This window comes from Erysipelatoclostridium sp. DFI.2.3 (genome assembly GCF_019132535.1).
GTDB classification, from domain to species: Bacteria; Bacillota_I; Bacilli_A; order Erysipelotrichales; family Erysipelotrichaceae; genus Clostridium_AQ; species Clostridium_AQ innocuum.
On record NZ_JAHOOJ010000021.1, the window covers coordinates 49,014 to 73,014 of the forward strand.

The following is a 24,001-nucleotide window of genomic DNA, read 5'->3' on the forward strand; positions in this document are numbered from 1 at the left end:
AAGGTCAGATTGTTATGTCTGTTATGTAAAAATAAAGAGGGTTTTCTTCCAGCATCCACAGACAGAACCTCAGGCTGTCCTCGCTTGCTATATAAAAAAAGCCAATCCGCTTATTAACTAAGGGACTGGCTTATATATTATATATACCTAGACAGATGTTATACAATACAATTATTTTTTGATAATACTTTCATTCCAGTGTTCATTCGGTGCTACTTCCAGCAGGTCTGCTACGGTAGCTGCCACATTGGATAATCCAAGCTGCTCATCCTGCTTCAGCTCTACATCAGCACCGTAAATGATGAACGGAACCTTGTTTAATGTGTGAGATGTCTTTGCCTTTACAGGAGCATCTTCCTTTTTCTTCTTTTCATACATTTCATCGGCGTTTCCATGATCAGCGGTTACGATCAGAATACCGTTAACTGCATCCACAGCCTTCTTTACACGGGCCAGCTGCAAATCCACTGACTCCACACCGATCACAGTAGCTTCAAAGTTTCCTGTATGTCCAACCATATCACCGTTTGGATAGTTCGTACGCAGGAAATCATAGTTTCCGGATTCGATTGCCGCACACAGAACATCTGTAATTTCTGCAGATTTCATCCAAGGACGCTGTTCAAACGGAATTACATCGGATTGGATTTCCACATAGTCTTCCAGCTTTTCATCCAGCTTTTCGGAACGGTTACCATTCCAGAAATACGTAACATGTCCGAATTTCTGCGTTTCACTGATTGCATATTCACGGATACCATGCTTGCACAGCTCTTCCGTCAATGTATATTTAATTTTTGGAGGGTATGTCAGGAAATTATGAGGGATGTTCAGGTCAGCATCATACTGAAGCATTCCGGCAAACATCACCTTCGGCATTCTGACACGGTCAAACTTGTCAAAGCTGTCATCTCCGTCAAACGCCAGAGAGATTTCCTGTGCACGGTCACCACGGAAGTTGAACAGAATGACACTGTCTCCATCCTCGATCGTACCGACCGGCTTTCCATCCTTCGCAATAACGAATCCAGGCAGATCCTGGTCAACTACACCGGATTCTGCACGATAGGTTTCGATTGCTTCCTTCGCAGACGCAAATTCTCTACCTTCGCCAAGCACATGCACATGCCATCCCTGCTCAACCATTGCCCAGTTTGCTTCGTAACGGTCCATGGTAATGGTCATACGTCCGCCACCGCTTGCAATGCAGGCATGGAAGCTGTCATCGTTCAGCTCAGCCATGTAAGCTTCTATATCATCTACATAGGTTAATGCACTTGTTTCCGGAACATCACGTCCATCCAGCAATGCATGAACACGCACTTCCTTAACACCATCTTCCTTAGCCTTTTTAATCAAAGCCTTCAGATGGTTGATGTGAGAGTGCACGTTTCCATCAGAAAGCAATCCGAGGAAATGCATCTTTCCATCCTTACAGTTATTTACAAGTCCGCTCCAGGTTTCTGTTTTAAAGATTTCACCTGTTTCGATATTTTCATTTACCAGCTTCGCTCCCTGAGAATAAATCTGTCCGCAGCCAAGTGCATTGTGTCCTACCTCGCTGTTCCCCATATCATCATCCGTAGGAAGTCCAACAGCAAGACCATGTGCCTTGATTTCTGTATGCGGGCTGTTTTCCCACAGGTTGTCTAATGTTGGTTTATACGCTTTTTTTACGGCATTTCCAAATTCGGAATCACTGATTCCCACACCGTCCATAACCACTAATACTACTGGTCTTTTACTCATTTTCAATACCTCCTGTATTCCCTAATAATATAACACTTTTTGCTGGTTTTAGGAATCCTTTTATATCAATTTCAGCCGTTTGCATGAAATAATCTTATGCCTCTATATGTATTTTTCAAGGAAGGTATCCACCTTTTCCCAATAGGCCAGCGGATCGGCCTCTCTACTCTTTCCATGTCCGGCTCCCTTAACAATCATAAGCTCTTTTTCACCGGCAGCTGCCTTATATAGAGGGTACACCATATCTGTTGGAACGAAATCGTCCGCATCTCCATGGATGAACAGCATGGGGACCTTTTTCCTTTTTACTGCGGCTAGCGCATCCGCATCCTTTAAATCATAGCCTGCACGAAGCTTTGTCACAAGATTTGCGGCATCCAGTGCGGGAAAAGACGGCAATCCAAACAAATCATCCAGCTGGAAGCTAAATTCATCCCAGGCACTTGTATAGCCGCAGTCTTCCACTGCGACTTTTACAGCATCCGGAAGCTGTTCGTTACCACTTGCCATCATAACCGTGCTGGCTCCCATGGATACTCCATACAGAGCGATACTGGCTGAGCTGTCCTGCTTCAGAATATACTTCGACCATTCAACAATATCCTCGCTGTCCCATGCACCCATTCCTATGGAATCGCCTTCACTTTGTCCGTGAGAGCGAAGATCAGGCACCAGTACACGATATCCCTGTTCCGCAAAATGGTTTGCGACCTCTGCCATGTTTTTTGCTTCGCTGATGTAGCCGTGAACAACAATGACCCATTTATTTCCGGTTTGATTGATTTCATAAGCATGCAGCCTATAGCCGTCTTTATTTTTCATCCAGACATCCTTTGTATCACGCGCCATCATTTCATTATAGGAATCCTTCGATGCCTGTGCTGCTTTGGGATCCTCCTCTTCATTTCCGAATACAACGCTTTTATCACTATGTGCGTCAATCGCCAGTGTATAGAAATAATTACCGGCAAATCCAAGACCGCCCAATACCAGAATCAGCAGACTGATACCAATTCCGATTACTACCTTTGTTCTCTTTTTCATATCATCACTCCATTTACTTTTATAATCAAACTTTGTTATTATAGCAGACATTATCTGAAATGCAAGCAAATGAAGAATGAATTGAATATGAATCGTTATGAAACACCATAAAGCTGAAAAAAACTCATGATGTGATACAGAATGGAGTGAACAGCTTTTATTGCATGGCTCGAATATATCATATAGAAGATTCTCATATTGAATGAAAAAGCTCTTTGCGAATTTATTTTTTCTTTTGACACATAAAAAATTTCGATAAATATAAACAAATAGTGGATTATTTAGGAATTCAGTATCTTCCATACGTATATAGGGGTGTAAGGAACCCTTACAGAATGGAGGACATAAAAATGTCAAACACAATGCATCAACTCAGCTACAGTAATGATCTATTTTTTAAGTACACCCTTTCCCGTGAGGATGAAGGCTCTGTGTACGCCCGCAACACCATCATTGAACGTGTTACCGGAATTCGGGTAAAGGAAAGCACCGTGCTCAATCCCAATCTGGATCCGGGCATCATTCTGGATGTTCATGTGAAGGATGAACAAAACCGCCATTTCAATATCGAGATGCAGACCACCTACAAGGGATTAGCGGAAATGATGCGCTTTGAATTTTACGGTGCCAGAGCATTGAACAATCAGCTCAACAGCGGTAAGAAGTACAGGGATTTAAAGCCGGTATATCAGATTATTTTCATTGACGAATATGCATGGAACAACAGAAATCTGATCAATCAGTATCAGATGCGCAATGAGCAGGGAGAGAAGGAAAGCTACTATCCGCTCATCCTTCGCACCTATATTCATATGCCGGCAATCAATGACATCGTAAGGGAGAAGGAAATACAGAGGCTGAATGACTTTGAACAGCTGGTGTATCTGTTTGAAAACAATGGAAAAAATGATATACTGAAGTCAAAGGAAAGGCTGGTGAAGGTATTCATGGATAAGTACGAGGAAATGCAGAAGGATGACGAGCTGTGGTCAACCGCAATGGCGATTCAGATGGGAGAGGCACGTTACCGCTATGGCTTGGAGGACAGCTTTGAAGAAGGAAAAATTGAAGGGGAGAAGATTGGTATACAGAAAGGTAGGATATCGCTGTTACTCAAGCTGTTAAAAAGTAAATATCATGAGGATTGCTCAGCCTGGCTGCTCTCTTTGAATGATGAACAGATGGAAGCCGTATCCAGCTTGATACTGGTCTGTAATTCTTTTCAGGAGCTGAAGAATCAGGTTACGATAATGAAGTAATACATACAATCCCAACTAAGAAAACTGTTTTATGAGCGCTTCTGATAAAACAGTTTTTTGTTCTTTTTCACTCTCAAACATATAAAGCCCTGTTCATACAGTTGAGCCAGTCCGCTTCACCTCAATCTGCTCATTATCCTGAGCTATACACGTATATCGCGTATGAAGAAAACAGCAGCGCCATTCGGCATCCCAATCCCTGAAGCAGCACAGGTCTTTTACAGGACTGCAGGGAGGACAGCCTATTTCTTAATTCATCAGCCTATATTGGTATACAGGAGTTAATAATCAACAATTCCATTGCTTAAAAGCTGGCTTTCCAGTAGGTGCCCGACACGAAAACCTATCGTACATGCAATAGAAATGGAAGCTGGTGTAAGCCAGATACAGAAGTAATCCTTATAAAACAGTATGAACCAAAAAATACATATCCAAAGCAGATATGTATTCAGAGTATTCTTGAAAATGCCAGGATCAGAAACAGAACTCCACTGACCCAGGACAGCCTGCATTCTTTCAGCGATAGCACTCTGCTGCCCAGAAAGGATCCCCCCAGAATTGCCAGTATACCGACGCAGAAACTGATGACCAGCACCGGCAGAGGCTGCACAATGCTGATACCCAGCGCAAAGCCGCTCGCCAGTGAATCAATCGACAGAGCCACAGCCAGATACAGTGCCTCCTTCAGGGAAAGCAGCTTGCTGTTATCCGCATCCGCCTTGGTTTCATCCAGATAGATGTCCAGAACAAACGATATTCCACTGTATTCAAAGCTCAGCTTTTTCCGTTTATAGGTGCCAAGAAACGACTTGATGGTTCCCTGAAACAGGGAGCTAAGACCAATCATAAAGAAAATCGTGAAGGATATCATGCGGCAGATATACGGCGGTATGAACTGCTGTATAAATGCTGCTGTATACAGGGAAAATGACAGAAACAGCACACCGATCAAGGAAATCAGAACCGCTGATTTCCAGGGTATGCGTATATGCTCGCCACCATAGGCAAGAGAGGCCAGAAAGCTGTCCAGACTCAGGGCAATGACAAGTAAAAAGGCATTCCACATGCTTATCAGACTCCTCTTTACTATCATATTGAATCTGAAAATTTATGTGACGAACGTTTTACGGAGCCTTATCCGACGGATTTCTGTTTCGGTTTCTTTCTAAGCTTTAATTCAGCAGGTATTTTAGCAGCGGCCTCCTGCAGCAGGGACGCAGCAAGCTCCGCTTTTTCCTTTCTTGTGTACGTATCCGTTTTTACTTCTGATAAACGTTGCATGACACCTCTCAGCTCCTTCAGCTCCAGCAGATTTACAGCAAGTGTAAACAGCGTTTTCCTTCTGCCATCATTATAATCTGATAAAAGCTCCTTTAGAATCTCAATTTTTTCCAGCTGTTCCTTGTGATATGCAGCGGCACCTATCGTATGCATGCGCATGAAATCCTGCATGCGGTTGCGGTGCGTGATAAAGGAATCATACGCATCCGGTTCTGCATACCGCTCACAAGGAAATTCAGAGCATGCAGAGCAATACATCGGTGTATCCTCCTTCTGCATAGCACACCGTGCAATCGCACACGCCTGATTTCCGGCACCTCCCCCGCACCCTGGACAATACCCGCCCAGATGCATACTGCAAAGTCCGCAGTTCAACCCGCATAGTGAAAACAGCTGATCCTCTCTTTCAAACCCCTTCATGCACACACCTCCGTTTTGATACAAATCTGCTTCTCTGTCTTCATTCTACCATCTCTATTTCAGAAAGTCATGACTTTTATCGGCATGTGTATATCAGAGCTTGGCTTGCAGGCAGGAGACGGTTAGAATATACAGCTGGCAATTACGAAAAAAAACAGGAAGCGAGCCATGTCGAAATTGCTCAATCCTCCTGTTCTATATATCAGGTGCTGTGTCGAAGCATGTATGCCGGATAGCGTATGCATGCCGGCAGAAGATTACAGCTCTGTAATATTACCTTTCTTATCAGCCAGAATCACACTCATATTCAGACTGTTTTTTACTGCCTTCGGAATTTCATTCCACTGTCTGCGATAGGAAACAGAGTCGTTAAATGCAATACTGTAATGTGTATTTGTATCCTCAATATGCTTTAAAACCTCGCTCAGCTTCACCGGCAGTGTCTGTTTTCTTCCCCGTTTGATCCCCTGTACATTGATCACCCAGCGCTGGCTCTCGTTGTGTGCTTCAATGAAATCCTTATTTTCGATGTATTCCCAGCCATGCTCACCCAGCCAGGATTTGATAAGATTGCATAAATCCTCTGTATTTCTCTTCATTTTTGCTTTTCTTGCGGCCAGCTTTTCTTCTTCACTCTTTGCCGGTCTTCCGCGTTTCTTATTCGGGAACATACGCTCTCTTTCCTCCAGCTGCTCTACATAAAAGCGTACCGTCAGATGAGAACCAAAGCCGGTATTTCCCTTTGGTCTTCTGAGAATCTCATCGCCTTCCAGCATCAGCTTGTAGATTGCCTGGCAGCAGGTTGGCATCGTTGCATGGTTTGGGCTCACGTTCGCATGCAGCTCCTTGGAGTTTACTTCTATAAATGCCTTGCCTTCTTTTTGTGCAGTCACCTTCATGTTTTCAATAACTTCCAAGTAATCTTTAATTCCTGGACCTTTCATTCTTTAACACTCTCCTTTTATTGCTTACATTGTAAATGTTTTGATTTGTCGAATACTATCACAATTTGACCAGTTAAAAAATTTTTTTAAAAAATATGTGTATAATAGAGTTAGGAAGTGGTGAAGACATGAGAAAAATGCTATTTAAGAAAATTTTGAGCATCCTGGATGCCATCGAGCTGCAGGGTGTTAGCTTACATGATGCCCCGTTGCGTGTATATGAGGAGATTGCAGGCGAGTATTATGCCATGAAGCTCAGTGAAATTCGGGATTTGATCGGCTTTCTGAATGAAAAGAAAATGCTGAAGACAACGCCGCGTGGAATTGATTTAACGCCTGCGGCAACAATCTATGCCAAAAGCAATCAGAATTCCGGTGTGGAGGCTCTGTCTATATTTGAAAGCTTTATCAAGGATCCTTTAATTTTCAGATACTATCATGAACAGATGCGGACAAATCCGTTTCGTGATAAACAGCTTGTCCTGGAATATGTCGACAGAGAAAGCCTTCAGCTCATGCTGCAGACAACTCTGTTTGAGGTCGTGGAGGAGAAGCTGCGCTTCCATCCGCGGCTGCTGAAGGGAATATCGGATATCCTGCAGGAATACAGTGATGAAAAAGTACCGCTGGTATCCATCACACTGACTGCGCTGTACACCTCCATTATCGTTGCTCACGAGGATATGCGTATTGACTATAAGAATACCAGCTACAGTATGATCGATTATAAATATAAGAATATCATACATGGCATCATTCCAAGAAAAGGGATCCCCCATGACCGGGATGAAACCAAGGCGCTGCAAGTATTTTATAAGGATACGCTGTTTCATGAGTTTGACCATAGCTGTCCAATCTGCGGTATCAATATACCACATATGCTGATTGCATCACACATCAAGCCGTTTCGTGACTGTGCGCATATTTATGAGGCAATCGACCACGACAACGGTTTGCTCTTATGCCGCAATCATGATTATCTCTTTGATCAGGGCTATTTTACATTTGATGAAAATGGCTATATCATCTTCAGTGAAGAGCTGCTGGAAAAAGATAATCTGGACAGTGCCTACAGTCTTCGTAAGAACTACAGGCTTGCAGAATGCTATCTGAGCGAAAACCGGATGAAGTTTATGGCATATCATCGGGAATTTATTTTTCACAGGAACAGGTAAGATATCCATTCCTTATTATAGAGATAAAATATAAAGTAAATATTAACAGAACATAAAATAGTATGTGAAATTGTCGAAGAAATGATACCTGCAGATCCTAAGAAATATACCATGAAGGAAGCTCACTGCTTCCTTTTTATATGGCAGGTTACAATACGTGGCAGCTTAGGATAAAAAAGATGTTCAAAAATCTAGGGCAGGATGATCGACTATTCTAACTGTAACTTTTACACTTACAGTAAAAGGAGGTATTGTATGAAAAAAATAGCTTTGTTTACCGTATTTGCCTGTATCATGGTCATACTGCAGGGCTGCGCAAAGGATATGCCGACGGAGGAGAATAAGGAAGCTGTACAGGAAAACAGCAATGCCTATCACAAAATTGACGCGAAGAAAGCAAAAGAAATGATGGATGCCGGAAAGGTCACGATCGTTGATGTAAGAACACAGCAGGAGTATAGGGAAAAACTTATACCGGATGCCGTCCTTGTACCGAATGAAACGATTGAGGACGAAGCGAAGGACAAGCTTCCGGATACGGATGCTGTTTTGATTGTACATTGCCGAACGGGAGTCCGCAGTAAACAGGCAAGCGACAAGCTGGTACAGATGGGATATAGGAATGTGTATGATTTTGGTGGTATCAATGACTGGCCGTATGATACCGTAAGCGAATAAGCTTATGAATAGCGAATTTATTATTGCTCTGCATGCACTTGCCTATCTAAGGCATCGCAATACAAAGGTTTCCAGCGAGGAGCTGGCGAAAAGTATATGTACAAATCCGGCACGCATCCGCAAGGTGATGGCCAAGCTGAAGAAAGCAGGACTGCTGGAAACAAGAGAGGGTAACAGTGGCGGCTATGAGCTGCAAGGTGATACATCCGCAATCAAGCTGTCCGATCTTGCACAGGCATTACAGCAGCCATTGACGAAATCCGGATGGAGAAGCGGTGCACTGAATACCTATTGTATGGTAGCTACCGGTATGGGTACTGTTGTAGACACGCTGGAGGCTTCCCTGAATGCGGTGTGTATGCAATACCTTTCTCAAATTACAATTGAAGATATCAGCCAACAGCTGATTGCTATTGAAAACCATAAAAATAAGGAGGAATGAAGTATGGCACTCGTAACAGCAAACAATGAGAATTTCTATGAACTGATTGAAAAAGAAGGAACCGTTGTGGAATTCTGGGCTCCGTGGTGCGGATACTGCAAGCGCCTGGCACCGGTTTTGAAACAGATTGCAGGAGAGTATCCTGACCTGACACTGGTACAGGTGAACATTGATGATAATGAAGAGCTTACTGAGCGCTATGGTGTGGAAACAATTCCAAGCCTGATGGTATTCCATGATAAAAAGCCATCCACTCTTTTGATTGCACCACAGGCAAAAGCGCAGGTAATCACATGGATGAAGGAACAAAAAGCTGCAGGAATCGAATAGAAGGTGAGGTGTTCTTATGAACAAGCAACTATATGATGTGGTGATTATCGGTGGCGGTCCTGCTGGCTATAGTGCAGCTTTGTACTGTGCGAGAAGCGCGTTATCGGTTCTCGTGCTGGAAAAGCTATCAGCGGGAGGCCAGATGGCAACCACTGGAATCGTAGAGAATTATCCAGGCTTTGAGGAAGGAATCGACGGCTTTGATCTTGGAGAAAAGATGCAGCAGCAGGCAGAACGCTTTGGCGCAAAAACCGCTTATGCCGGTGTTGAAGGTGCAGATTTAACAGCACAGCCAAAGCTTTTGCATACAGACGAAGGTGATATTGAAGCAAAGACGGTAATCATCGCCACTGGAGCCTATCCAAGAGAGCTTGGTCTGCCAAACGAATCCAGCCTGCGAGGGCGCGGTGTCGCTTACTGCGCAGCCTGTGACGGCATGATGTACAAAGGAAAGGACGTCATTATCGTCGGTGGTGGAAACAGTGCCATTGCGGACGCCCTGTATCTGGAAAAGATATGCAAAAGCGTTACCCTGATTCATCGTCGCGAGGAGCTCAGAGCTAGCAAGGTGTATGCAGGTCAGCTGGAAAACAGCACCATACGCTTTGTCTGGAACAGCCGCATAAAAGAAATTCTCGCAGATAACAAGGTCAGTGGAGCCGTTATTGAAAACTTAAAAACAAAGGAAACACAGGTCATAGCTGCACAGGGGCTGTTTGTCGCTATCGGACGCATCCCGGATACCGCAGTCTTTCAGGGACAGCTGGAAGTGAACAAGGCAGGCTATATCGTAGCGGACGAAACAACACGGACCAGTATTCCCGGTGTATTCGCCATCGGAGATGTTCGTAATAAGCCTCTGCGTCAGATCGTCACTGCAGTGAGTGATGGAGCTGTCGCTTCTAAGTTTGTAGACGAATTCCTTGCAGGATTGCCGCAATAAAGTTACAATGAAACAAACATAGCAGGATGTGACGGCATTCGGGGAGGAAAGCGTATGATACAGGAATTGTTTGATTTTATAACACAGCGTTGGGATTTTCTATTGCCGCTTATTTATGAGCATTTGCAGATATCCGCAATCGCTATTGTCTTTGCTACCATAGTAGGTGTCAGTATCGGTATTCTCATTGCAGAGAAACGAAAGGCTTCTTCTCTGACACTTGGAATCATCAGCTTCCTGTATACGATTCCTTCCATTTCCATGCTGGGCTTTCTGATTCCGGTAACAGGAATCGGTAATACGAGCGCCATCATCGCATTGAGCATTTATGCACTGCTTCCTATCATACGTAGCACCTATACTGGTATCACCGGTGTGGAAGAGGATATTCTGGAGGCTGCCCGCGGTATGGGAAGTACCGCTGCACAGATTCTCTGGCGCATTAAGCTTCCGCTTGCCATGCCGGTTATATTATCCGGCTTTAAAAATATGGTGGTGATGACGATTGCCCTGGCGGGTATTGCTTCCTTTATCGGTGCTGGCGGTCTGGGTGTCGCCATTTACCGCGGTATCACAACCAATAATTTAACGATGACGCTGGCAGGAAGTCTGGCAGTTGCCGTACTTGCCTTTGTCTTTGATATTCTGATGAATATTCTGGAATCCTTTTTCACAAAACGGAAGCATTCCAGAAAACAGAAGCGCGCCGTGGCTGTTGTGCTTCTCTGCATTCTGCTTGCGGGATGCACGACCATGCTTACGATTCCTTCAAAAAAGGATACCATTCATATCGCCACAAAACCAATGACAGAGGAATTTATCATCGGAGAAATGTTGAAGCAGCTGATTGAAGATCGAACAGACCTTTCCGTTGAAATAACCAAAGGAGTCGGCGGAGGTACAAGCAATATTCATCCGGCAATGGTTAAGGGTGATTTTGACATGTATCCGGAATATACCGGAACCTCTTGGAGCTTTGTATTAAAGAAAAAAGAAATACCTGAACACGATATCCTGTACAAGGAGCTTGTCAGAGAATATAAGCAGCAGTATCATCTGGAATGGACAGGCTTATACGGCTTCAATAACACCTATGGTATCGCGGTCACAAAAGAAACAGCACAGCGCTATCACTTAAAGACCTATGCTGATTTGGCCAGCGTATCCAGTCGAATGTCCTTTGGTGCAGAATATGACTATTATGAACGTGATGACGGATATGATGCTATGGTCAAAGCAAATGATTTTCATTTCAAGAAAAGCATTGATCTGGATATCGGTCTGAAATATGATGCCCTGTTGAAGAAAGAGGTGGATGCCATTCTGGTTTTCACAACCGATGGAAGAATCAGTGATCCCGATATCGTTGTGCTGCAGGATGAAAACAATTATTTTGAGAAATATTATGCAGGAACTGTTGTTCGTGAGGAGACACTTGCCACATATCCCCAGCTACGCAGTGTTCTGGAGCTGTTAAATGGACAGATCACTGAAAAGGAAATGGCGGAGATGAACAATGATGTTGAAACCAAAGGCAGAAATGAGGCAGATGTCGCAAGAGATTTCCTTGTGAAGAAGCAGCTTCTGGAGGTGACAAAATGAGCAGCATAAGAATGGAGCATATCGTCCACTCCTATGGAGAGCATACTGTCCTGAAGGATTTCAGTATGGATATTCAGGACGGGGAGTTTATCAGTGTAATCGGTGGAAGCGGAAGCGGGAAGACAACCGTTCTGAAGCTGATCAATGGTCTTCTGATTCCGGATCAAGGCGAAATCTATGTGCAGGATAAGGCTATTCGCAAGGTGGATCAGAATGAGCTGCGCCGCAATATCGGCTATGTCATTCAAAGTATCGGTCTGTTTCCGCATATGACGATTGAGGAAAACATCGGTTATGTACTATCTCTGACGAAACAGGATTCCGCTTTGATTCAGGAGCGTGTCAAGGAAATGATGGATATCATGAAGCTGGAGAAGCAGTTGCTGACCCGCTATCCCGACGAGCTGAGCGGCGGTCAGAAGCAGCGTGTCGGCATTGCCCGTGCACTTGCTTCCCATCCGAAAATTTTGTTAATGGATGAGCCGTTTGGTGCCGTGGATGAAATTACCCGCCACTCTCTTCAGGATGAAATTCTCAGGATTTATCATGAATTGCACATCACAATTTTCTTCATCACGCATGATATCCGTGAGGTACTGCGTCTTGGAACACGCGTCATGATTATGAAGGATGGCAACATCGAACAGTTTGATACACCGGATATTGTGAAAAAACAGCCGCAGACAGAATTTGTCCGACAGCTGTTATCTTACCTGAATGAGTAAACCTAGGTATATGGAACTGTATCAAATACCTTATACATATCATAATGAAAACGGAGAGATGATGCCTGAATCAAAACAGCATACATACTCTCCATTTTCTATCTGAAAAGCAGGCAGAATACCCCACCTCAGTGGTATACAAAGGAGAAGCGGCAGGGATCAGAGTCGTGGTCTGTGAAGAAGCAATACAATCGAAGGCTAGTTCCATTGACGAGGATCAAATACCAGTCTATGGAAACGATGTAGCGCATACCTTCACAGGGAAAAGAATCAAGCGAGGATTGTATAGAAGCAAAAACGGCATTCTAATGAATGCCGATATCAATGGAGCAAGCAATATCATACGAAAAGTATATCCATGTATGCCAAAGCGAGAGCGATGGAGTAGAGGTACCGTGAACGTACCAGTTACGTGTATCTGAACACGAACAAAACGTTTTGATGAATGTGCAGGCATTCATTAGAAGCCGCCTGCTCTATAGCTGGCGGTAGTTCACAGCAATCTTGGTACAAGCGCTCATGTGATGGCAGCTAGTGTTGAGGGCTTTGCTAAGGAAGATATTCTAGTACAAAGAAATATATCCTGAGATCATTGCAGGTACTGTAATTGCATGGAGATGAAATATCTCCTACTCACAGCCTGAACATAAGGTGATAAAGGAAATGAATGCCTTTTAGGCATGCATATATATGCAGTATAGGTATTGGACATGATATAGTAATAAATTATAGAATAAATGTGTAAGTTAAGCTTATGCATTTATTTTTTTACGCTGAGGAGGATGATAGTATGAAAAAAAGACTAGTGGCATATTTCAGTGCAGGCGGAACAACAAAAAAAGTCGCAGAAATGATTGCCAATTGTGCAAATGCAGACTTAATTGAGATTACTCCAAAGACACCATACACAGAACGTGACCTTAACTGGATGGATAAAAAATCCAGAAGCAGTATAGAAATGAGTGATAAGACATACAGACCTGAATTACTTGATATAGATATAGACATGAATACCTATCATGAGATAATATTAGGATTTCCCATCTGGTGGTATGTTGCACCGACAATCGTACATACATTCTTGGAAAAATATAATTTCTCAGATAAAAAAATAATTTTATTTGCTACCTCCGGTGGAAGTGGATTTGGAAATACGATGAGAGAATTGCAGCCTTCTGTACCAAACAGTGTTATAGAAGAAGGAAGGATATTTAACAACACAACCAGACAGCAAATAATGAAATGGGTAGAAACATTATAAAAAATGGAGAGATGTAACATGAAGAAGATAATACAAACAGCAGGAAGAAACGCATTAGAAGAATTTGCACCACAATTTGCCCATTTTAATGACGATGTGCTTTTTGGAGAAAACTGGAACAATCATGATATCGATGTGAAAACCAGAAGTATTATAACCGTTGTCGCTCTTATGGCATCTGGTATTACAGATACATCATTAAAATTTCATTTACAAAATGCAAAAAGGCATGGTGTTACGCAGAAGGAAATTGCTGCCATTATCACACATGTTGCATTTTATGCAGGATGGCCGAAGGGATGGGCTGTATTTACTTTGGCAAAAGAAGTATGGAATGTGAACGAAGGTGATTTACCTTATGAAGATGCAGCAATGCGGGCACATGCAAAAGACATGATATTTCCAATCGGAGATCCAAACGATGATTTTGCAAAGTATTTTTCAGGAAGAAGCTTTCTTGCACCTGTTTCAACTTCCCAAGTGGCAATTTACAATGTGACATTTGAACCGGGTTGTCGCAACAACTGGCACATCCATCATGCGAAGAGCGGTGGTGGACAGATTTTAATCTGTGTTGCAGGACGCGGGTTTTATCAGGAAGAAGGAAAAAGTGTAATAGAAATGAAAGCAGGAGATTGCATCAGTATTCTGGAAGGAGTAAAACATTGGCATGGAGCAGCATCAAATGAATGGTTCTCTCATCTGGCGATAGAAGTACCGGGAATTGAAGTATCAAATGAATGGTGTGAACCTGTTACGGATGAGCAATATTTGCAATTGGAATACGAAAAGAAAAGCTATGAACTCTGACACAAAGTATCACTAACAACAAATACTGCGGCTCGGACTTGGAACAGCTATTATTTGCAGCTGTAAGAGCTTTTATTATGTTTGCACTTGAAAAGACAGCACTTAAAATATGTTTCCATGAGGATTGCACATCAAAGCCTTGTGTTTGATTGTCTCCTATCCGTACTTCAAATCTGTACCTTGTAAAGTATTATCAGAAGCATATGCTTTCATCACTTGTATTTAAGCAGCTTAGCATTTCAGCAATCGCTGGTATGTATGAAACACAAGTATCAAATCCGGTCACAACCCGGAACAGGGGGTATTGTTCAATGAGAAAAGGAAGGTGTCAAATATGAAAAGAATTTTGACTTCAATTATATACATTATATGTTTAACAGTACTTGTTGCATGTAGTCATAATACAACAGGTATACCAGCATCTGATAAAAACACAGCGCAGGAGAATGATCTCAAAATAGCGGTTGTATATTTTTCAGCAACAGGTAATACGAAAGCTGTAGCAGAATTGATTGCTGATGAAGCTAAAGCGGATATCTATGAAATTATCCCAGATAAAAAGTATACTGAAGATGATCTTAATTATAATAACGATAATTGTAGAGCTAATCTTGAAATGAAGGATGATGCTTCAAGGCCTTCCATTAAGAATGATTTGAGTGCTATAACAGAGTATGATGTGATTTATCTTGGATATCCTGTATGGTGGGGAACAAATCCGAGAATTATTCAAACAGTTTTAGATAAATACGATATTAGTAACTCAAAAATATATACCTTCTGTACATCCGGAGGCAGTGGTATAGAAAGCAGTATTTCAGATTTGCAAACTATGTATTCAAACTTGAATATTGTTGCAGGCAAAAGATTCGATAATCCTACAGAAGAAGATGTTAAAGCCTGGCTGGAAAGTATAGGATAAAAATCTTATATTCAGGTTCAGTTTAAAAAGTGGGAAATTATATATATGCAGTTTGAGTTATAGTATATTTCATATCCGATTTATACAGAAGAATTAAATAATATGCTTAATTATAAGGGCTGAGCCTTATATCAAGGAGATACTACATTAACATAAAAGAATACTTATCTGACAGGCACAGATGCGGTGATAGAAGGTCTTACATCACTCTTGTATCATGCAGTCATGCAGACATAAGGATAAAGATAATATTATAGGATAAGTAATAGAAGATCGTGTTAATGCCGCCATTCCATATGGGAATGACGGCATTTTTGTCTGTTTAAAAAGTCCAATTAAATCAGGTGCTTCTTTAAAATACAAGCAGCGCTTATTTGATAAGAATCTAATGATCTGAGCCCTTTGTATGCTTGAAGGCGCATCGAGGTACGCATGAAATAGCCCGCTTCATAAGAGTTTGAGCATTTCTGCGAAGTAGTCTCCGCCTTACTTTAGACCAATGTTTTTTTATTTTGGCGATGAAATTGTTATTGAAATTCCAATAGCTCGTTTATTCTAATCATCAGCTCACCATATGGAGCTGTCGCAAAATCTGTCACATCCAACTGCAGGGTCGTACCCAGTGCAAAGGTTCCATATCCCCGGCAGGTACAGCGCTGTATGAATTCATCATAATCCAGCAGATTGTCCGCTTCCTCATGACATTTCAGACAGATACCCTTATGATATTTCTTTACGATATGCCCGAGGTGACGGGAAGCGTCCAAATCCCGTTTTTTCTGCCTTTCAAATAGAACATCCAGATCGGCAATCATGCGAATCGTAATAATCTGTACATGATGCTTATCACAGACCTCCTGCAGCTGATCATGCTGCTTATGGCTGAACGGATAATCGCTGAGAAGACTGATTCCCCGTGTGAATTTCCACTCCATTCTATGATAGTATTCCACCCAGCTTTTCTGAATCAGTTCTTCCTTTTCCTGTTCATTGCGGAAACCGTAGGCATCCCAGAATTCTTCCTTGATCTCATCCGGTGATAAAATTTCAAAGCCGGTAAACTGCTTCATTAACAGCTCTGCCAGATAGCTTTTACCCGTACCGGGATACCCGGCAAGCAAAATCAGTGTCTGCTTCATGAACGAACCTCCTGTTATATGGCAAGCTCAATCTCCAGATGGTAGGTATCTGCACGATAATAGGTACAGACACATTCCCTTGGATGATTATCCTTATCAAAGGATATGCGTCGTATATAAAGCAGCGGACTGCCGACAGCAATGTGCAGCAGCTCTGCCATTTCCCTGTCTGCCAGAATGGAATAGATTTTCTGCTTGGCAAAGGACCATTGAATCTGATAGGCATTGGAAAGAAAGACACGCAGAGATTCTTTCGAAAAATCATGCTCCATGACCTCCGGTACAAAGGACTGCTCGAAATAATTGATTTCCAGATAGAACGGCTCCTCCCCCGCATAGCGTACACGCTTTATGCGAATGATATCGCAATCATCAGATAGCTGAAGACACTCCGCGATATCCTTGGGCGCTTTCATTACTTTTTGATTGATCATTCGTTTTACGGCGATAACTTGATCCACTCTGTTTTTCCTTGTATAGCGGACTACGCGCTGTGGTGATGTATTGGGCTGTGCCGATATGACAAAGGTTCCGTACCCGCGCTTCTTACTGACAAGCCCATCATTGGCAAGCATCTCCATCGCTTTCCTTGCGGTTGCCCGAGATACATGATAGGTATTCATCAGCTCGCTCTCCGCCGGTATAATGCAGCCTACAGGATATTTACCGCTGATGATGTCCTGAAACAGAAGATTATACAGCTGATAATACAGCTGTTGTCTTCCACTGAAATCCAATGCACCCATGATGATCCCTCCTCATTCTACTGTCTTTTTAATCCATCCATTCTCCGCCTGTCAGATTGATGGACTGCCCTGTCAGATAAGCGGAATTATCTGTCAGCAGAAATACTGCCGCATTGATAACGTCCTGAAGATCCACCAGACGATGCATCGGGATATTCTTTTTGAAATACGGCATGACCTCTTCCGGATCAATGCTCTTCTTCTGTGCATATTCATATTTCAGCTTTTCCCACATTTCCGTGTATACAATTCCCGGACATATGGAATTTACACGTATATTGCGATCCGCAAATTCCTTTGCAATGGACTGTGTCAGTCCCTGCACACCAAACTTGCTTGCACAGTATACGGTCTGCCATGCGCTTGCCTTCTTACCGGACAGGGAGGACATGTTCAATATGGTTCCCCCACCATGCTTCAGCATTTTTTCAATCGCAACCTGACAGCACAGGAAGGTAGCCTTCAGGTTGACATTGATTGTCAAATCCCACAGCTCCTCACTGCTTTTCAGAAACGGTACCATTTTGCTTACACCGGCGGAATTGATCCAGGATGTGATAGCTCCCAGCTCCTGCTCCACTTCATCGGCAGCAGTCAGAACCGCCTGCTTGTCTGTAACATCAACTTTTTTATAAACCGCTTTTCCATTTGCGTCCGTGATACTGTCCGCAACAGCCGATCCTCTTGCTTCATCCAGATCAAGGATTGCGATACCGGCACCTCTTTCCGCAAAATCCTTCGCCATGGCAGCGCCCATACCACTGCCGCCTCCCGTAATTACGATTACGCTTCCTTCCATTCCTTCATGATTCATATCTATCCACCATCACTCTCTATTTTCTACTTCAGATATTCCTTAACACTTACCGGTTTGTCCTGCGGCATCACCTGTATGAAGACATTTACATTCTTCTCCAATAATTCAGAGAACGCCTTATTTTCCTCAGGACTTGTTGAGATATTCTTATACAGCACACTTCGATCAGCTCGGGCACCCATGCCTCCGACATCCACTTCCTCAATGGCAATGCCGTGATCTACCAGATAGTTTAATGCTTCCGGCCCCTTGACCAGCAGAATCGTCGGTGCGTCCAGTCCCTGTTCAAAGAACTGCACACCTTCTTCCTTGGTGAAGATTCCTATTGCGATTTCTTCCGGTATTGCCATCTCCAGCACCTCGATCATATACTCATCATTCGCTGTTCCATCATCCACGATTACCACCTGATCCGCTTTTCTGTTCTTGATCCAGGCAGTCATCACCTGTCCGTGAATCAGACGGTCATCGATTCTTGTTAATACTAAGTTTTGCACGTTGTTTTTTCTCTCCTTTCTTGAATACCGTTGTCTTTACGCCAACTGTACTCGATATGCCTGCTTTATCCGCAAGCTCCTCCAGCGTTGTTTCTTCGCTGCGCTCCAATGCAAGCGTCAGCAGCATCGGCATATTCATACCGGAAACAAGCCCGAGTTTGAAATCCTTTGAAAGATATGCGGCACTCTGGAAAGGTGTACCACCTGCAATATCAGACAAAACGATGGTTCCTGAACCGCTGCCGTCATCGGCTTCCCGCATGACAGTTTCAAGCTTTTCACGATAGGCTTCCGGAGACTCACCCGGAATGAGAGGCACCGCCCTCACTCCGTAATCTCCGCCTGCAATCATCTGCAGGCTGGCAAGCAGACCTTCACAGAATGCGCCGTGACTGATCAAAATGATATTTACCATAGCTGTCCTCTTTCGCCTTCTATCCTACATAACCCAGAATACCGCTGTAATAGCCTGCGATACCTACCAGGAAGATTGCGATAATGATCCATACAGTATTGATTTTCTTCTTCAGCATCCACCATACAAGCAATGTGATTCCCAGCGGAATCAGACCCGGAGCAAGAGAATCCAGTACACTCTGAATTGTGGTTGTTCCTTCTCCTACCTTGATTGCGAGCGGAGTATTTACCGTGACTCTGGTTGCGGCCATGGATCCGACAACCATCAGACCTACAATACTGAAGGAGTTGATGATACGGTCAATCGTACCGTTTTTAAGAATTTTCAGCAGTGATGTTTTTCCCTGCTTATATCCGGTCATAAACATGAAGTATCCGCAGCCGAAGATTAAAATTTCAAAGATTGCAAAGGACAGGATCGGTCCTAAATAGCTTCCATCCAGCGCCATGGAGCATCCGATACCAAACAGAATCGGGAACAGGATTCCCTGCATGACCGTATCACCGATACCGGCAACCGGCCCCATCAGACCGGTACGTACAGCATTGATATCCTTCTCTGTAACGTTTTCACCATTCGCATGTGCCTCCTCCATGGAACAGGCGATACCGTTGATGATCGGTCCTACGGTGAATACTTCAGAATTGTAGAATACCATATATTTTTTCAGTTCTTTTACACGTTCTTCGTTCGTGTCATACAGCTCACGAATCGGTGTCAGCATCAGGTTGGCAGCACCCAGAGCCTGTAAACGCTCATAGTTGTAGCAGGCCTCGGTACTCGTTGTCCATAACCATGTTTTCACCAACGTTTTCTTAGAAAGCTTTTTTGTATACTCCGGCAGTTCAGCTGCTGCAGCCTGTTCAGCCGGCTGTGAAACCTCGATCGTTTCTGTTTTTTTATTTAATGAGAGACGTTTTACCTTCTTCGTTTCCGTCTGCTTCTGTGCAGTATTGCTGTTCAGATACATAACAAGTGCAATGATTGCAGAGAAAATGGAGATTGCAGTAAGTCCCAGACCGGAATATACGGTCAGGAAGAAGCCGCCGAAGAACCACGGAATCAGCTTTTTCTTACCCAGATAGTTCAACAGCATTGCAATACCCAAGGCCGGCATGATACCGCCGACAACCTGGAGTGCACTGATGACGCTTTCCGGAACGGCATTGATCAGATCGCTTGCCCAGCCGCTTCCGGACACAACCAGAAGGAAGGCAGGAATTCCATACAGGACAAGTGCCATACAGAAGGAAGGCACGAAGTTCATAAAACGCACACCGCGCAGATTGCCCTTTTCCAGCAGCTTATCCGCCTGATGAATCCATGCGGCGTTGACTGTCATATATACCTGGTTCAGCAACAGTCCAAACATACTGAACGGAATCGCAAAGGTTACGGCCATCGTCGGATCGGCGCCGGATAAAATCGTCATAGCCGTACCGAAGATACCTGCGACGATGGTATTGCTCGGCATGGTTCCACCTGCGGAAATCCATCCCAGATAAATCAACTGAATGTTGGCCCCCGCCAGCATACCGGTCATCGGGTCCCCCATGAACAGACCAACCAGCGTACCTGTGGTCAATGGATAAACAAGACATTTCGTGACAGGGCCGAAGAACCACCACTGCCCCATTGTAGCTAATAATGCAACTAAGATTGCTGATAACACCATAACTATTTCCTCCTGTTAGTGCTCGCCGCTTACGGAAACCAAGACCTTCCCTTTTCTTGCATAACGCAGGGTCTTTAGTTCCTCTCCCATTTCCTCCAAGGTAAGCTTTGCACTTATTATTTTCTTTGTATTGATCTGTCCGCTTTCCAGCAGGTGCACAGCACGCTCGCTGCATAACGGATTCAGAAATGACGTATAAATACTGAGTTCTTTTGTATAAGCCTCAAACTGATTGAAGCTGATTGGCTGCTCTGGGTCACCGAGACCGAAAAGCAGTACCTTCGCATATTTCCCCGCAATGCGAATTGCCTGTTCCATGGTGGATTTTAAGCCGATGCATTCAATGACATAATCAATGTTTTCCTGCTTAGCGACTTCCTCGATTTCCTGATCGCTGATGGCCATGGTTGCGCCCAGCTCGAGAGCGAGTCTGCGTTTTTCCGCTTCCCGCTCAATCACAATGATTTTGGCAGCACCTGTTAATCGAATAAGCTGCAGCATCAGGGAACCGATGGCCCCCATACCATACATGGCAACCGTTTTACCGCTTTGTATCCCGATCAGATCCATACCGTGGACCGCACAGGATAACGGCTCCGTAAAGGCCGCAGCCTCCAGATCCAGTGTATCCGCTATATGATATACATTCTTTTCCGGCGGATAAACATATTCCGCAAAGCCCTTGGCTACGCCATGACGCTCCAGACAGAAGTTTGGCAGTCCCTGCTGGCACCAGATACATTTTCCGCATCCCCAGCTGGGATCACAGGCAACACGATCCCCAACCTTAAAGTATTTGCACTCAGGCCCTACCTCTGTAACGATACCGGAACACTCATGTCCCAGAATAATGGGTGGTATGACAACACTTGCGCCGTTTTTCCCCTGAAACTTATGAATATCGGTACCACATAATCCGCACCAGGCAACGCGGATTTTTACTTCATCCGCTATCGGCCTACGCTCTGGTATATCACGCACCTCATATCCATAATCTCCGGTATAATATCCAGCTTTCATATGTTATTCACCATCCAGATTCTTAAACAGATGAATTTTTCGCTCCACGATTTCCGTGATGGTATCCAGGCATGGTACGACATTATCGCGATTGGATATGTTCTCGCGATGTTCATCATAGCACTCTCTGGATTTACGATTCCAGCCGACCAGCAGCTCGGTTCCGACATTAAACTTGCGGATGCCCAGATCAATAACACGTTTTACATCCTCATCCTTAACACCGGTTCCTCCATGAATGACAAGCGGAATATCAACTACCTCCTGCAGCTCCTTCAGACGTTCAAAACTGATATTTGTTTTTGATTTGTACTGACCGTGGCTTGTACCGATTGCCACTGCCAGTGCATCGATACCCGTCTGCTTCACAAACTCAACCGCATCCTCAGGATCCGTGTAACAGGCATCGTCCTGGCTCACGGCGATACCGTCCTCAGTTCCGCCGACAGTTCCAAGCTCCGCCTCCACACTTACATTGCGAGCTCTGGCATAATCGACAACCCGTTTCGTCCCCAGAATGTTTTCCTTTAAGGGAAGGGATGATCCATCAAACATAACGGAGCTGTAGCCGGCATCAATCGCCTTGCGTATCTCATCATAATCCCTGGCATGATCCAGATGAAGAACGACATCGACGCCGTATTCCTCAGCCATGGAACGGCAGACTGCGACAAGATTTCTATGCCCGACATAATTGGCAGTTCCACAGCTTGTCTGAATAATAACCGGGGTTTTCTGATGTACTGCAGCCTTAATAATGGCCGGCAGCATCTCCAGGTTATGCGTATTGAACGCCCCAATCGCCATGTGCAGCAACTCTGCCTCCTTCAGCACTTCCTTTAATGTTGTATACATAATTTCCTCCTTTAATAACCTGTATGCAATGGAGAATCTGCATCCTCCTTTTGTGGTGATCCTGTATATCCAGCGTTAACTTTCTGAAATATACGAATATCATAATATCAAAATATACGTACGTTTTGATTTACAAGCACATTATACTTGATTACATAAAAAAAACAGCGCTTTCACGCTGAAAACACATTCTGAAATTGTGATAAATAGTAAAATTCATGAATGGCCATTCATGGTACAATGATAGAGAAAACACACAGGGAGGTAAGCATATGTTTATACAAATTGATAAAGGTATATATGAAAAGCTGTCAGAAGCGGAGAAGGGGGTCATTCAGTTTTTAAACCAGAATGAAGAAAAGATTCCCTATATGAGCATCACCAATATTGCAGAGAAAACCTTCACATCACAATCAACGGTATCCAGAGCGATTCAGAAATGCGGTTATCAGGGGATTTCCCAGCTGCGCTATGCGATTTCTCAGCAGGAGCAAATGAAGGAGCATCACGAATCCAGCTATGGAGTAAATAATATCCTCGCAAAATCATATCGGGAAAGTACAAAAACGATTGATAATATCAGTCCGGTTGCCATGCTGAAAACAATTGAATACATCAAGCAGGCAAAGCGTATATTCATCTTTGCCAGAGGCTTTACGGCATTGATCGCAGAGGAATTTCAAATGTACCTGCAGCTGCTGGGCTACAATGCCATCATCGTTAAGGATGTGAAATGGATGGAGAATACCGAACGCATTGTCACAAAGGACGATATTGCCTTTATTCTATCCCTGCGAAATTCCACGCCGGAGCTGGCAAGAAGCGCCAGAGCTGCAAGAATGAAGGGTGCCAAGGTGATTACCTGCTGCTGTAAATCTCCCTGTGAGCTGGAGAAATTTTCAGATATCACGATTTACGGCCATTCCGAGCAGATCATGAAGGTCAGTGGAATGACGGTGTATTCAAGGATACCGCTGCTGATCATCACAAGGACGATTATTGAATACATCGGGCAGTAGAGCTCATAACAAGGTGGTATTCACACGGCATCGAGTAAACGGCTGAAAGCTGTCACATCAAGGCTTTTACAGATTATAAAAAACGGATATTCATTTTCTAATTCGGGAATGTGAAGAATTATGTGTAAGTAAAAATCGACAGGTTTAGATAGTAGATGACGAATCATGTCTAATCATCATCTGTTTATGTATTATCAGTATGCCCAATTCATCAAGGGTTATACTGATTT

Annotated in this window: 26 protein-coding genes; 13 read left to right on the forward strand and 13 right to left on the reverse strand. The window is 43.7% G+C overall.

Annotated features, from left to right (window positions below; all coding sequences use genetic code 11):
• Positions 1-171: 171 nt before the first annotated feature.
• Complete coding sequence (gene gpmI / locus KSZ58_RS17715) at positions 172-1,749, reverse strand: 2,3-bisphosphoglycerate-independent phosphoglycerate mutase (RefSeq protein ID WP_009270016.1); 1,578 nt, start codon at positions 1,747-1,749, stop codon at positions 172-174.
• A 102-nt stretch (positions 1,750-1,851) separates the two neighbouring features.
• Positions 1,852-2,793 carry an alpha/beta hydrolase gene (locus tag KSZ58_RS17720; protein ID WP_008816196.1) on the reverse strand — a complete coding sequence of 314 codons (942 nt, stop codon included), beginning with the start codon at positions 2,791-2,793 and terminating at the stop codon, positions 1,852-1,854.
• Between the two features lie 350 nt (positions 2,794-3,143).
• Between KSZ58_RS17720 and KSZ58_RS17725 the strand changes: the two genes are divergently transcribed.
• Positions 3,144-4,052 (forward strand): PD-(D/E)XK nuclease family transposase, encoded by a 909-nt coding sequence (locus tag KSZ58_RS17725; protein ID WP_009270017.1) that lies wholly within the window; start codon positions 3,144-3,146, stop codon positions 4,050-4,052.
• A 448-nt stretch (positions 4,053-4,500) separates the two neighbouring features.
• Here KSZ58_RS17725 and KSZ58_RS17730 read toward each other — a convergent pair whose 3' ends face one another.
• The 3 genes from KSZ58_RS17730 to KSZ58_RS17740 form a co-directional block, all read right to left on the reverse strand.
• Positions 4,501-5,118 carry a manganese efflux pump gene (locus KSZ58_RS17730; RefSeq protein WP_008816193.1) on the reverse strand — a complete coding sequence of 206 codons (618 nt, stop codon included), beginning with the start codon at positions 5,116-5,118 and terminating at the stop codon, positions 4,501-4,503.
• A 68-nt stretch (positions 5,119-5,186) separates the two neighbouring features.
• On the reverse strand, positions 5,187-5,753 hold the full coding sequence (locus KSZ58_RS17735; protein WP_008816192.1) for a DUF3795 domain-containing protein: 567 nt from the start codon (positions 5,751-5,753) through the stop codon (positions 5,187-5,189).
• Positions 5,754-6,010: 257 nt separating this feature from the next.
• Positions 6,011-6,697, reverse strand: a complete 687-nt coding sequence (locus KSZ58_RS17740) for a hypothetical protein (RefSeq protein WP_002606536.1) — start codon at positions 6,695-6,697, stop codon at positions 6,011-6,013.
• 128 nt (positions 6,698-6,825) lie between these two features.
• Between KSZ58_RS17740 and KSZ58_RS17745 the strand changes: the two genes are divergently transcribed.
• The 11 genes from KSZ58_RS17745 to KSZ58_RS17795 all read left to right on the forward strand — a co-directional run bounded on the left by KSZ58_RS17745 (position 6,826) and on the right by KSZ58_RS17795 (position 15,585).
• Complete coding sequence (locus tag KSZ58_RS17745) at positions 6,826-7,872, forward strand: HNH endonuclease (RefSeq protein WP_008816191.1); 1,047 nt, start codon at positions 6,826-6,828, stop codon at positions 7,870-7,872.
• Positions 7,873-8,127: 255 nt separating this feature from the next.
• A complete protein-coding gene (locus KSZ58_RS17750) occupies positions 8,128-8,550 on the forward strand; it encodes a rhodanese-like domain-containing protein (protein ID WP_009588514.1) in 423 nt (140 codons plus the stop codon).
• A gap of 4 nt (positions 8,551-8,554) precedes the next feature.
• Positions 8,555-8,992: an Rrf2 family transcriptional regulator gene (locus KSZ58_RS17755; RefSeq protein WP_065530222.1), complete on the forward strand. Its 438-nt coding sequence runs from the start codon at positions 8,555-8,557 to the stop codon at positions 8,990-8,992.
• Positions 8,993-8,995: 3 nt separating this feature from the next.
• Positions 8,996-9,322 (forward strand): co-chaperone YbbN, encoded by a 327-nt coding sequence (locus tag KSZ58_RS17760; RefSeq protein WP_002606540.1) that lies wholly within the window; start codon positions 8,996-8,998, stop codon positions 9,320-9,322.
• A 16-nt stretch (positions 9,323-9,338) separates the two neighbouring features.
• Positions 9,339-10,265 (forward strand): thioredoxin-disulfide reductase, encoded by a 927-nt coding sequence (trxB, locus tag KSZ58_RS17765; RefSeq protein ID WP_065530223.1) that lies wholly within the window; start codon positions 9,339-9,341, stop codon positions 10,263-10,265.
• 54 nt (positions 10,266-10,319) lie between these two features.
• Entirely contained in the window at positions 10,320-11,867 is a 1,548-nt protein-coding gene (locus KSZ58_RS17770; protein ID WP_009270018.1) for a glycine betaine ABC transporter substrate-binding protein, read from the forward strand.
• Complete coding sequence (locus tag KSZ58_RS17775) at positions 11,864-12,592, forward strand: ABC transporter ATP-binding protein (RefSeq protein ID WP_009270019.1); 729 nt, start codon at positions 11,864-11,866, stop codon at positions 12,590-12,592. The genes KSZ58_RS17770 and KSZ58_RS17775 overlap by 4 nt, the downstream gene beginning before the upstream one ends.
• 131 nt (positions 12,593-12,723) lie before the next feature.
• A complete protein-coding gene (locus KSZ58_RS17780) occupies positions 12,724-13,014 on the forward strand; it encodes a hypothetical protein (RefSeq protein WP_009588456.1) in 291 nt (96 codons plus the stop codon).
• Between the two features lie 368 nt (positions 13,015-13,382).
• Entirely contained in the window at positions 13,383-13,853 is a 471-nt protein-coding gene (locus tag KSZ58_RS17785; RefSeq protein WP_009270020.1) for a flavodoxin, read from the forward strand.
• 18 nt (positions 13,854-13,871) lie between these two features.
• Positions 13,872-14,663, forward strand: a complete 792-nt coding sequence (locus tag KSZ58_RS17790) for a carboxymuconolactone decarboxylase family protein (RefSeq protein ID WP_008816097.1) — start codon at positions 13,872-13,874, stop codon at positions 14,661-14,663.
• 334 nt (positions 14,664-14,997) lie between these two features.
• Positions 14,998-15,585, forward strand: coding sequence for a flavodoxin (locus KSZ58_RS17795; RefSeq protein WP_009270021.1), 588 nt, complete (start codon positions 14,998-15,000; stop codon positions 15,583-15,585).
• A gap of 527 nt (positions 15,586-16,112) precedes the next feature.
• On the opposite strand, the gene KSZ58_RS17800 is transcribed toward KSZ58_RS17795, so the two are convergent.
• The 8 genes from KSZ58_RS17800 to KSZ58_RS17835 are packed head-to-tail and all read right to left on the reverse strand — an operon-like array spanning position 16,113 to position 22,752.
• Positions 16,113-16,724 carry an AAA family ATPase gene (locus KSZ58_RS17800; RefSeq protein ID WP_021421012.1) on the reverse strand — a complete coding sequence of 204 codons (612 nt, stop codon included), beginning with the start codon at positions 16,722-16,724 and terminating at the stop codon, positions 16,113-16,115.
• 14 nt (positions 16,725-16,738) lie between these two features.
• Entirely contained in the window at positions 16,739-17,470 is a 732-nt protein-coding gene (locus tag KSZ58_RS17805) for a GntR family transcriptional regulator (RefSeq protein ID WP_009270023.1), read from the reverse strand.
• Between the two features lie 28 nt (positions 17,471-17,498).
• Positions 17,499-18,284: an SDR family NAD(P)-dependent oxidoreductase gene (locus KSZ58_RS17810; protein WP_009270024.1), complete on the reverse strand. Its 786-nt coding sequence runs from the start codon at positions 18,282-18,284 to the stop codon at positions 17,499-17,501.
• 26 nt (positions 18,285-18,310) lie between these two features.
• A complete protein-coding gene (locus tag KSZ58_RS17815; protein WP_009270025.1) occupies positions 18,311-18,784 on the reverse strand; it encodes a PTS sugar transporter subunit IIB in 474 nt (157 codons plus the stop codon).
• On the reverse strand, positions 18,753-19,199 hold the full coding sequence (locus KSZ58_RS17820; RefSeq protein WP_002606590.1) for a PTS sugar transporter subunit IIA: 447 nt from the start codon (positions 19,197-19,199) through the stop codon (positions 18,753-18,755). Before KSZ58_RS17820 ends, KSZ58_RS17815 begins: the two co-directional genes overlap by 32 nt.
• Before the next feature lie 19 nt (positions 19,200-19,218).
• On the reverse strand, positions 19,219-20,877 hold the full coding sequence (locus tag KSZ58_RS17825; RefSeq protein WP_009270026.1) for a PTS system mannose/fructose/sorbose family transporter subunit IID: 1,659 nt from the start codon (positions 20,875-20,877) through the stop codon (positions 19,219-19,221).
• A gap of 15 nt (positions 20,878-20,892) precedes the next feature.
• The gene (locus KSZ58_RS17830; protein WP_009270027.1) at positions 20,893-21,897 is read right to left on the reverse strand and encodes a zinc-dependent alcohol dehydrogenase family protein; all 1,005 of its coding nucleotides are present in this window, start codon (positions 21,895-21,897) and stop codon (positions 20,893-20,895) included.
• A gap of 3 nt (positions 21,898-21,900) precedes the next feature.
• Positions 21,901-22,752 carry a class II fructose-bisphosphate aldolase gene (locus tag KSZ58_RS17835; RefSeq protein ID WP_009270028.1) on the reverse strand — a complete coding sequence of 284 codons (852 nt, stop codon included), beginning with the start codon at positions 22,750-22,752 and terminating at the stop codon, positions 21,901-21,903.
• 272 nt (positions 22,753-23,024) lie between these two features.
• Between KSZ58_RS17835 and KSZ58_RS17840 the strand changes: the two genes are divergently transcribed.
• Complete coding sequence (locus KSZ58_RS17840; protein WP_009270029.1) at positions 23,025-23,771, forward strand: MurR/RpiR family transcriptional regulator; 747 nt, start codon at positions 23,025-23,027, stop codon at positions 23,769-23,771.
• The last annotated feature ends 230 nt before the right edge of the window (positions 23,772-24,001 follow it).

Bases quoted from the DNA above. Each gene is read 5' to 3' on its own strand.
- gpmI (WP_009270016.1), bottom strand. From the start codon at position 1,749: ATGAGTAAAAGACCAGTAGTATTAGTGGTTATGGACGGTGTGGGAATC.
- KSZ58_RS17720 (WP_008816196.1), bottom strand. From the start codon at position 2,793: ATGAAAAAGAGAACAAAGGTAGTAATCGGAATTGGTATCAGTCTGCTG.
- KSZ58_RS17725 (WP_009270017.1), top strand. From the start codon at position 3,144: ATGTCAAACACAATGCATCAACTCAGCTACAGTAATGATCTATTTTTT.
- KSZ58_RS17730 (WP_008816193.1), bottom strand. From the start codon at position 5,118: ATGTGGAATGCCTTTTTACTTGTCATTGCCCTGAGTCTGGACAGCTTT.
- KSZ58_RS17735 (WP_008816192.1), bottom strand. From the start codon at position 5,753: ATGAAGGGGTTTGAAAGAGAGGATCAGCTGTTTTCACTATGCGGGTTG.
- KSZ58_RS17740 (WP_002606536.1), bottom strand. From the start codon at position 6,697: ATGAAAGGTCCAGGAATTAAAGATTACTTGGAAGTTATTGAAAACATG.
- KSZ58_RS17745 (WP_008816191.1), top strand. From the start codon at position 6,826: ATGAGAAAAATGCTATTTAAGAAAATTTTGAGCATCCTGGATGCCATC.
- KSZ58_RS17750 (WP_009588514.1), top strand. From the start codon at position 8,128: ATGAAAAAAATAGCTTTGTTTACCGTATTTGCCTGTATCATGGTCATA.
- KSZ58_RS17755 (WP_065530222.1), top strand. From the start codon at position 8,555: ATGAATAGCGAATTTATTATTGCTCTGCATGCACTTGCCTATCTAAGG.
- KSZ58_RS17760 (WP_002606540.1), top strand. From the start codon at position 8,996: ATGGCACTCGTAACAGCAAACAATGAGAATTTCTATGAACTGATTGAA.
- trxB (WP_065530223.1), top strand. From the start codon at position 9,339: ATGAACAAGCAACTATATGATGTGGTGATTATCGGTGGCGGTCCTGCT.
- KSZ58_RS17770 (WP_009270018.1), top strand. From the start codon at position 10,320: ATGATACAGGAATTGTTTGATTTTATAACACAGCGTTGGGATTTTCTA.
- KSZ58_RS17775 (WP_009270019.1), top strand. From the start codon at position 11,864: ATGAGCAGCATAAGAATGGAGCATATCGTCCACTCCTATGGAGAGCAT.
- KSZ58_RS17785 (WP_009270020.1), top strand. From the start codon at position 13,383: ATGAAAAAAAGACTAGTGGCATATTTCAGTGCAGGCGGAACAACAAAA.
- KSZ58_RS17790 (WP_008816097.1), top strand. From the start codon at position 13,872: ATGAAGAAGATAATACAAACAGCAGGAAGAAACGCATTAGAAGAATTT.
- KSZ58_RS17795 (WP_009270021.1), top strand. From the start codon at position 14,998: ATGAAAAGAATTTTGACTTCAATTATATACATTATATGTTTAACAGTA.
- KSZ58_RS17800 (WP_021421012.1), bottom strand. From the start codon at position 16,724: ATGAAGCAGACACTGATTTTGCTTGCCGGGTATCCCGGTACGGGTAAA.
- KSZ58_RS17805 (WP_009270023.1), bottom strand. From the start codon at position 17,470: ATGGGTGCATTGGATTTCAGTGGAAGACAACAGCTGTATTATCAGCTG.
- KSZ58_RS17810 (WP_009270024.1), bottom strand. From the start codon at position 18,284: ATGAATCATGAAGGAATGGAAGGAAGCGTAATCGTAATTACGGGAGGC.
- KSZ58_RS17820 (WP_002606590.1), bottom strand. From the start codon at position 19,199: ATGGTAAATATCATTTTGATCAGTCACGGCGCATTCTGTGAAGGTCTG.
- KSZ58_RS17825 (WP_009270026.1), bottom strand. From the start codon at position 20,877: ATGGTGTTATCAGCAATCTTAGTTGCATTATTAGCTACAATGGGGCAG.
- KSZ58_RS17830 (WP_009270027.1), bottom strand. From the start codon at position 21,897: ATGAAAGCTGGATATTATACCGGAGATTATGGATATGAGGTGCGTGAT.
- KSZ58_RS17835 (WP_009270028.1), bottom strand. From the start codon at position 22,752: ATGTATACAACATTAAAGGAAGTGCTGAAGGAGGCAGAGTTGCTGCAC.
- KSZ58_RS17840 (WP_009270029.1), top strand. From the start codon at position 23,025: ATGTTTATACAAATTGATAAAGGTATATATGAAAAGCTGTCAGAAGCG.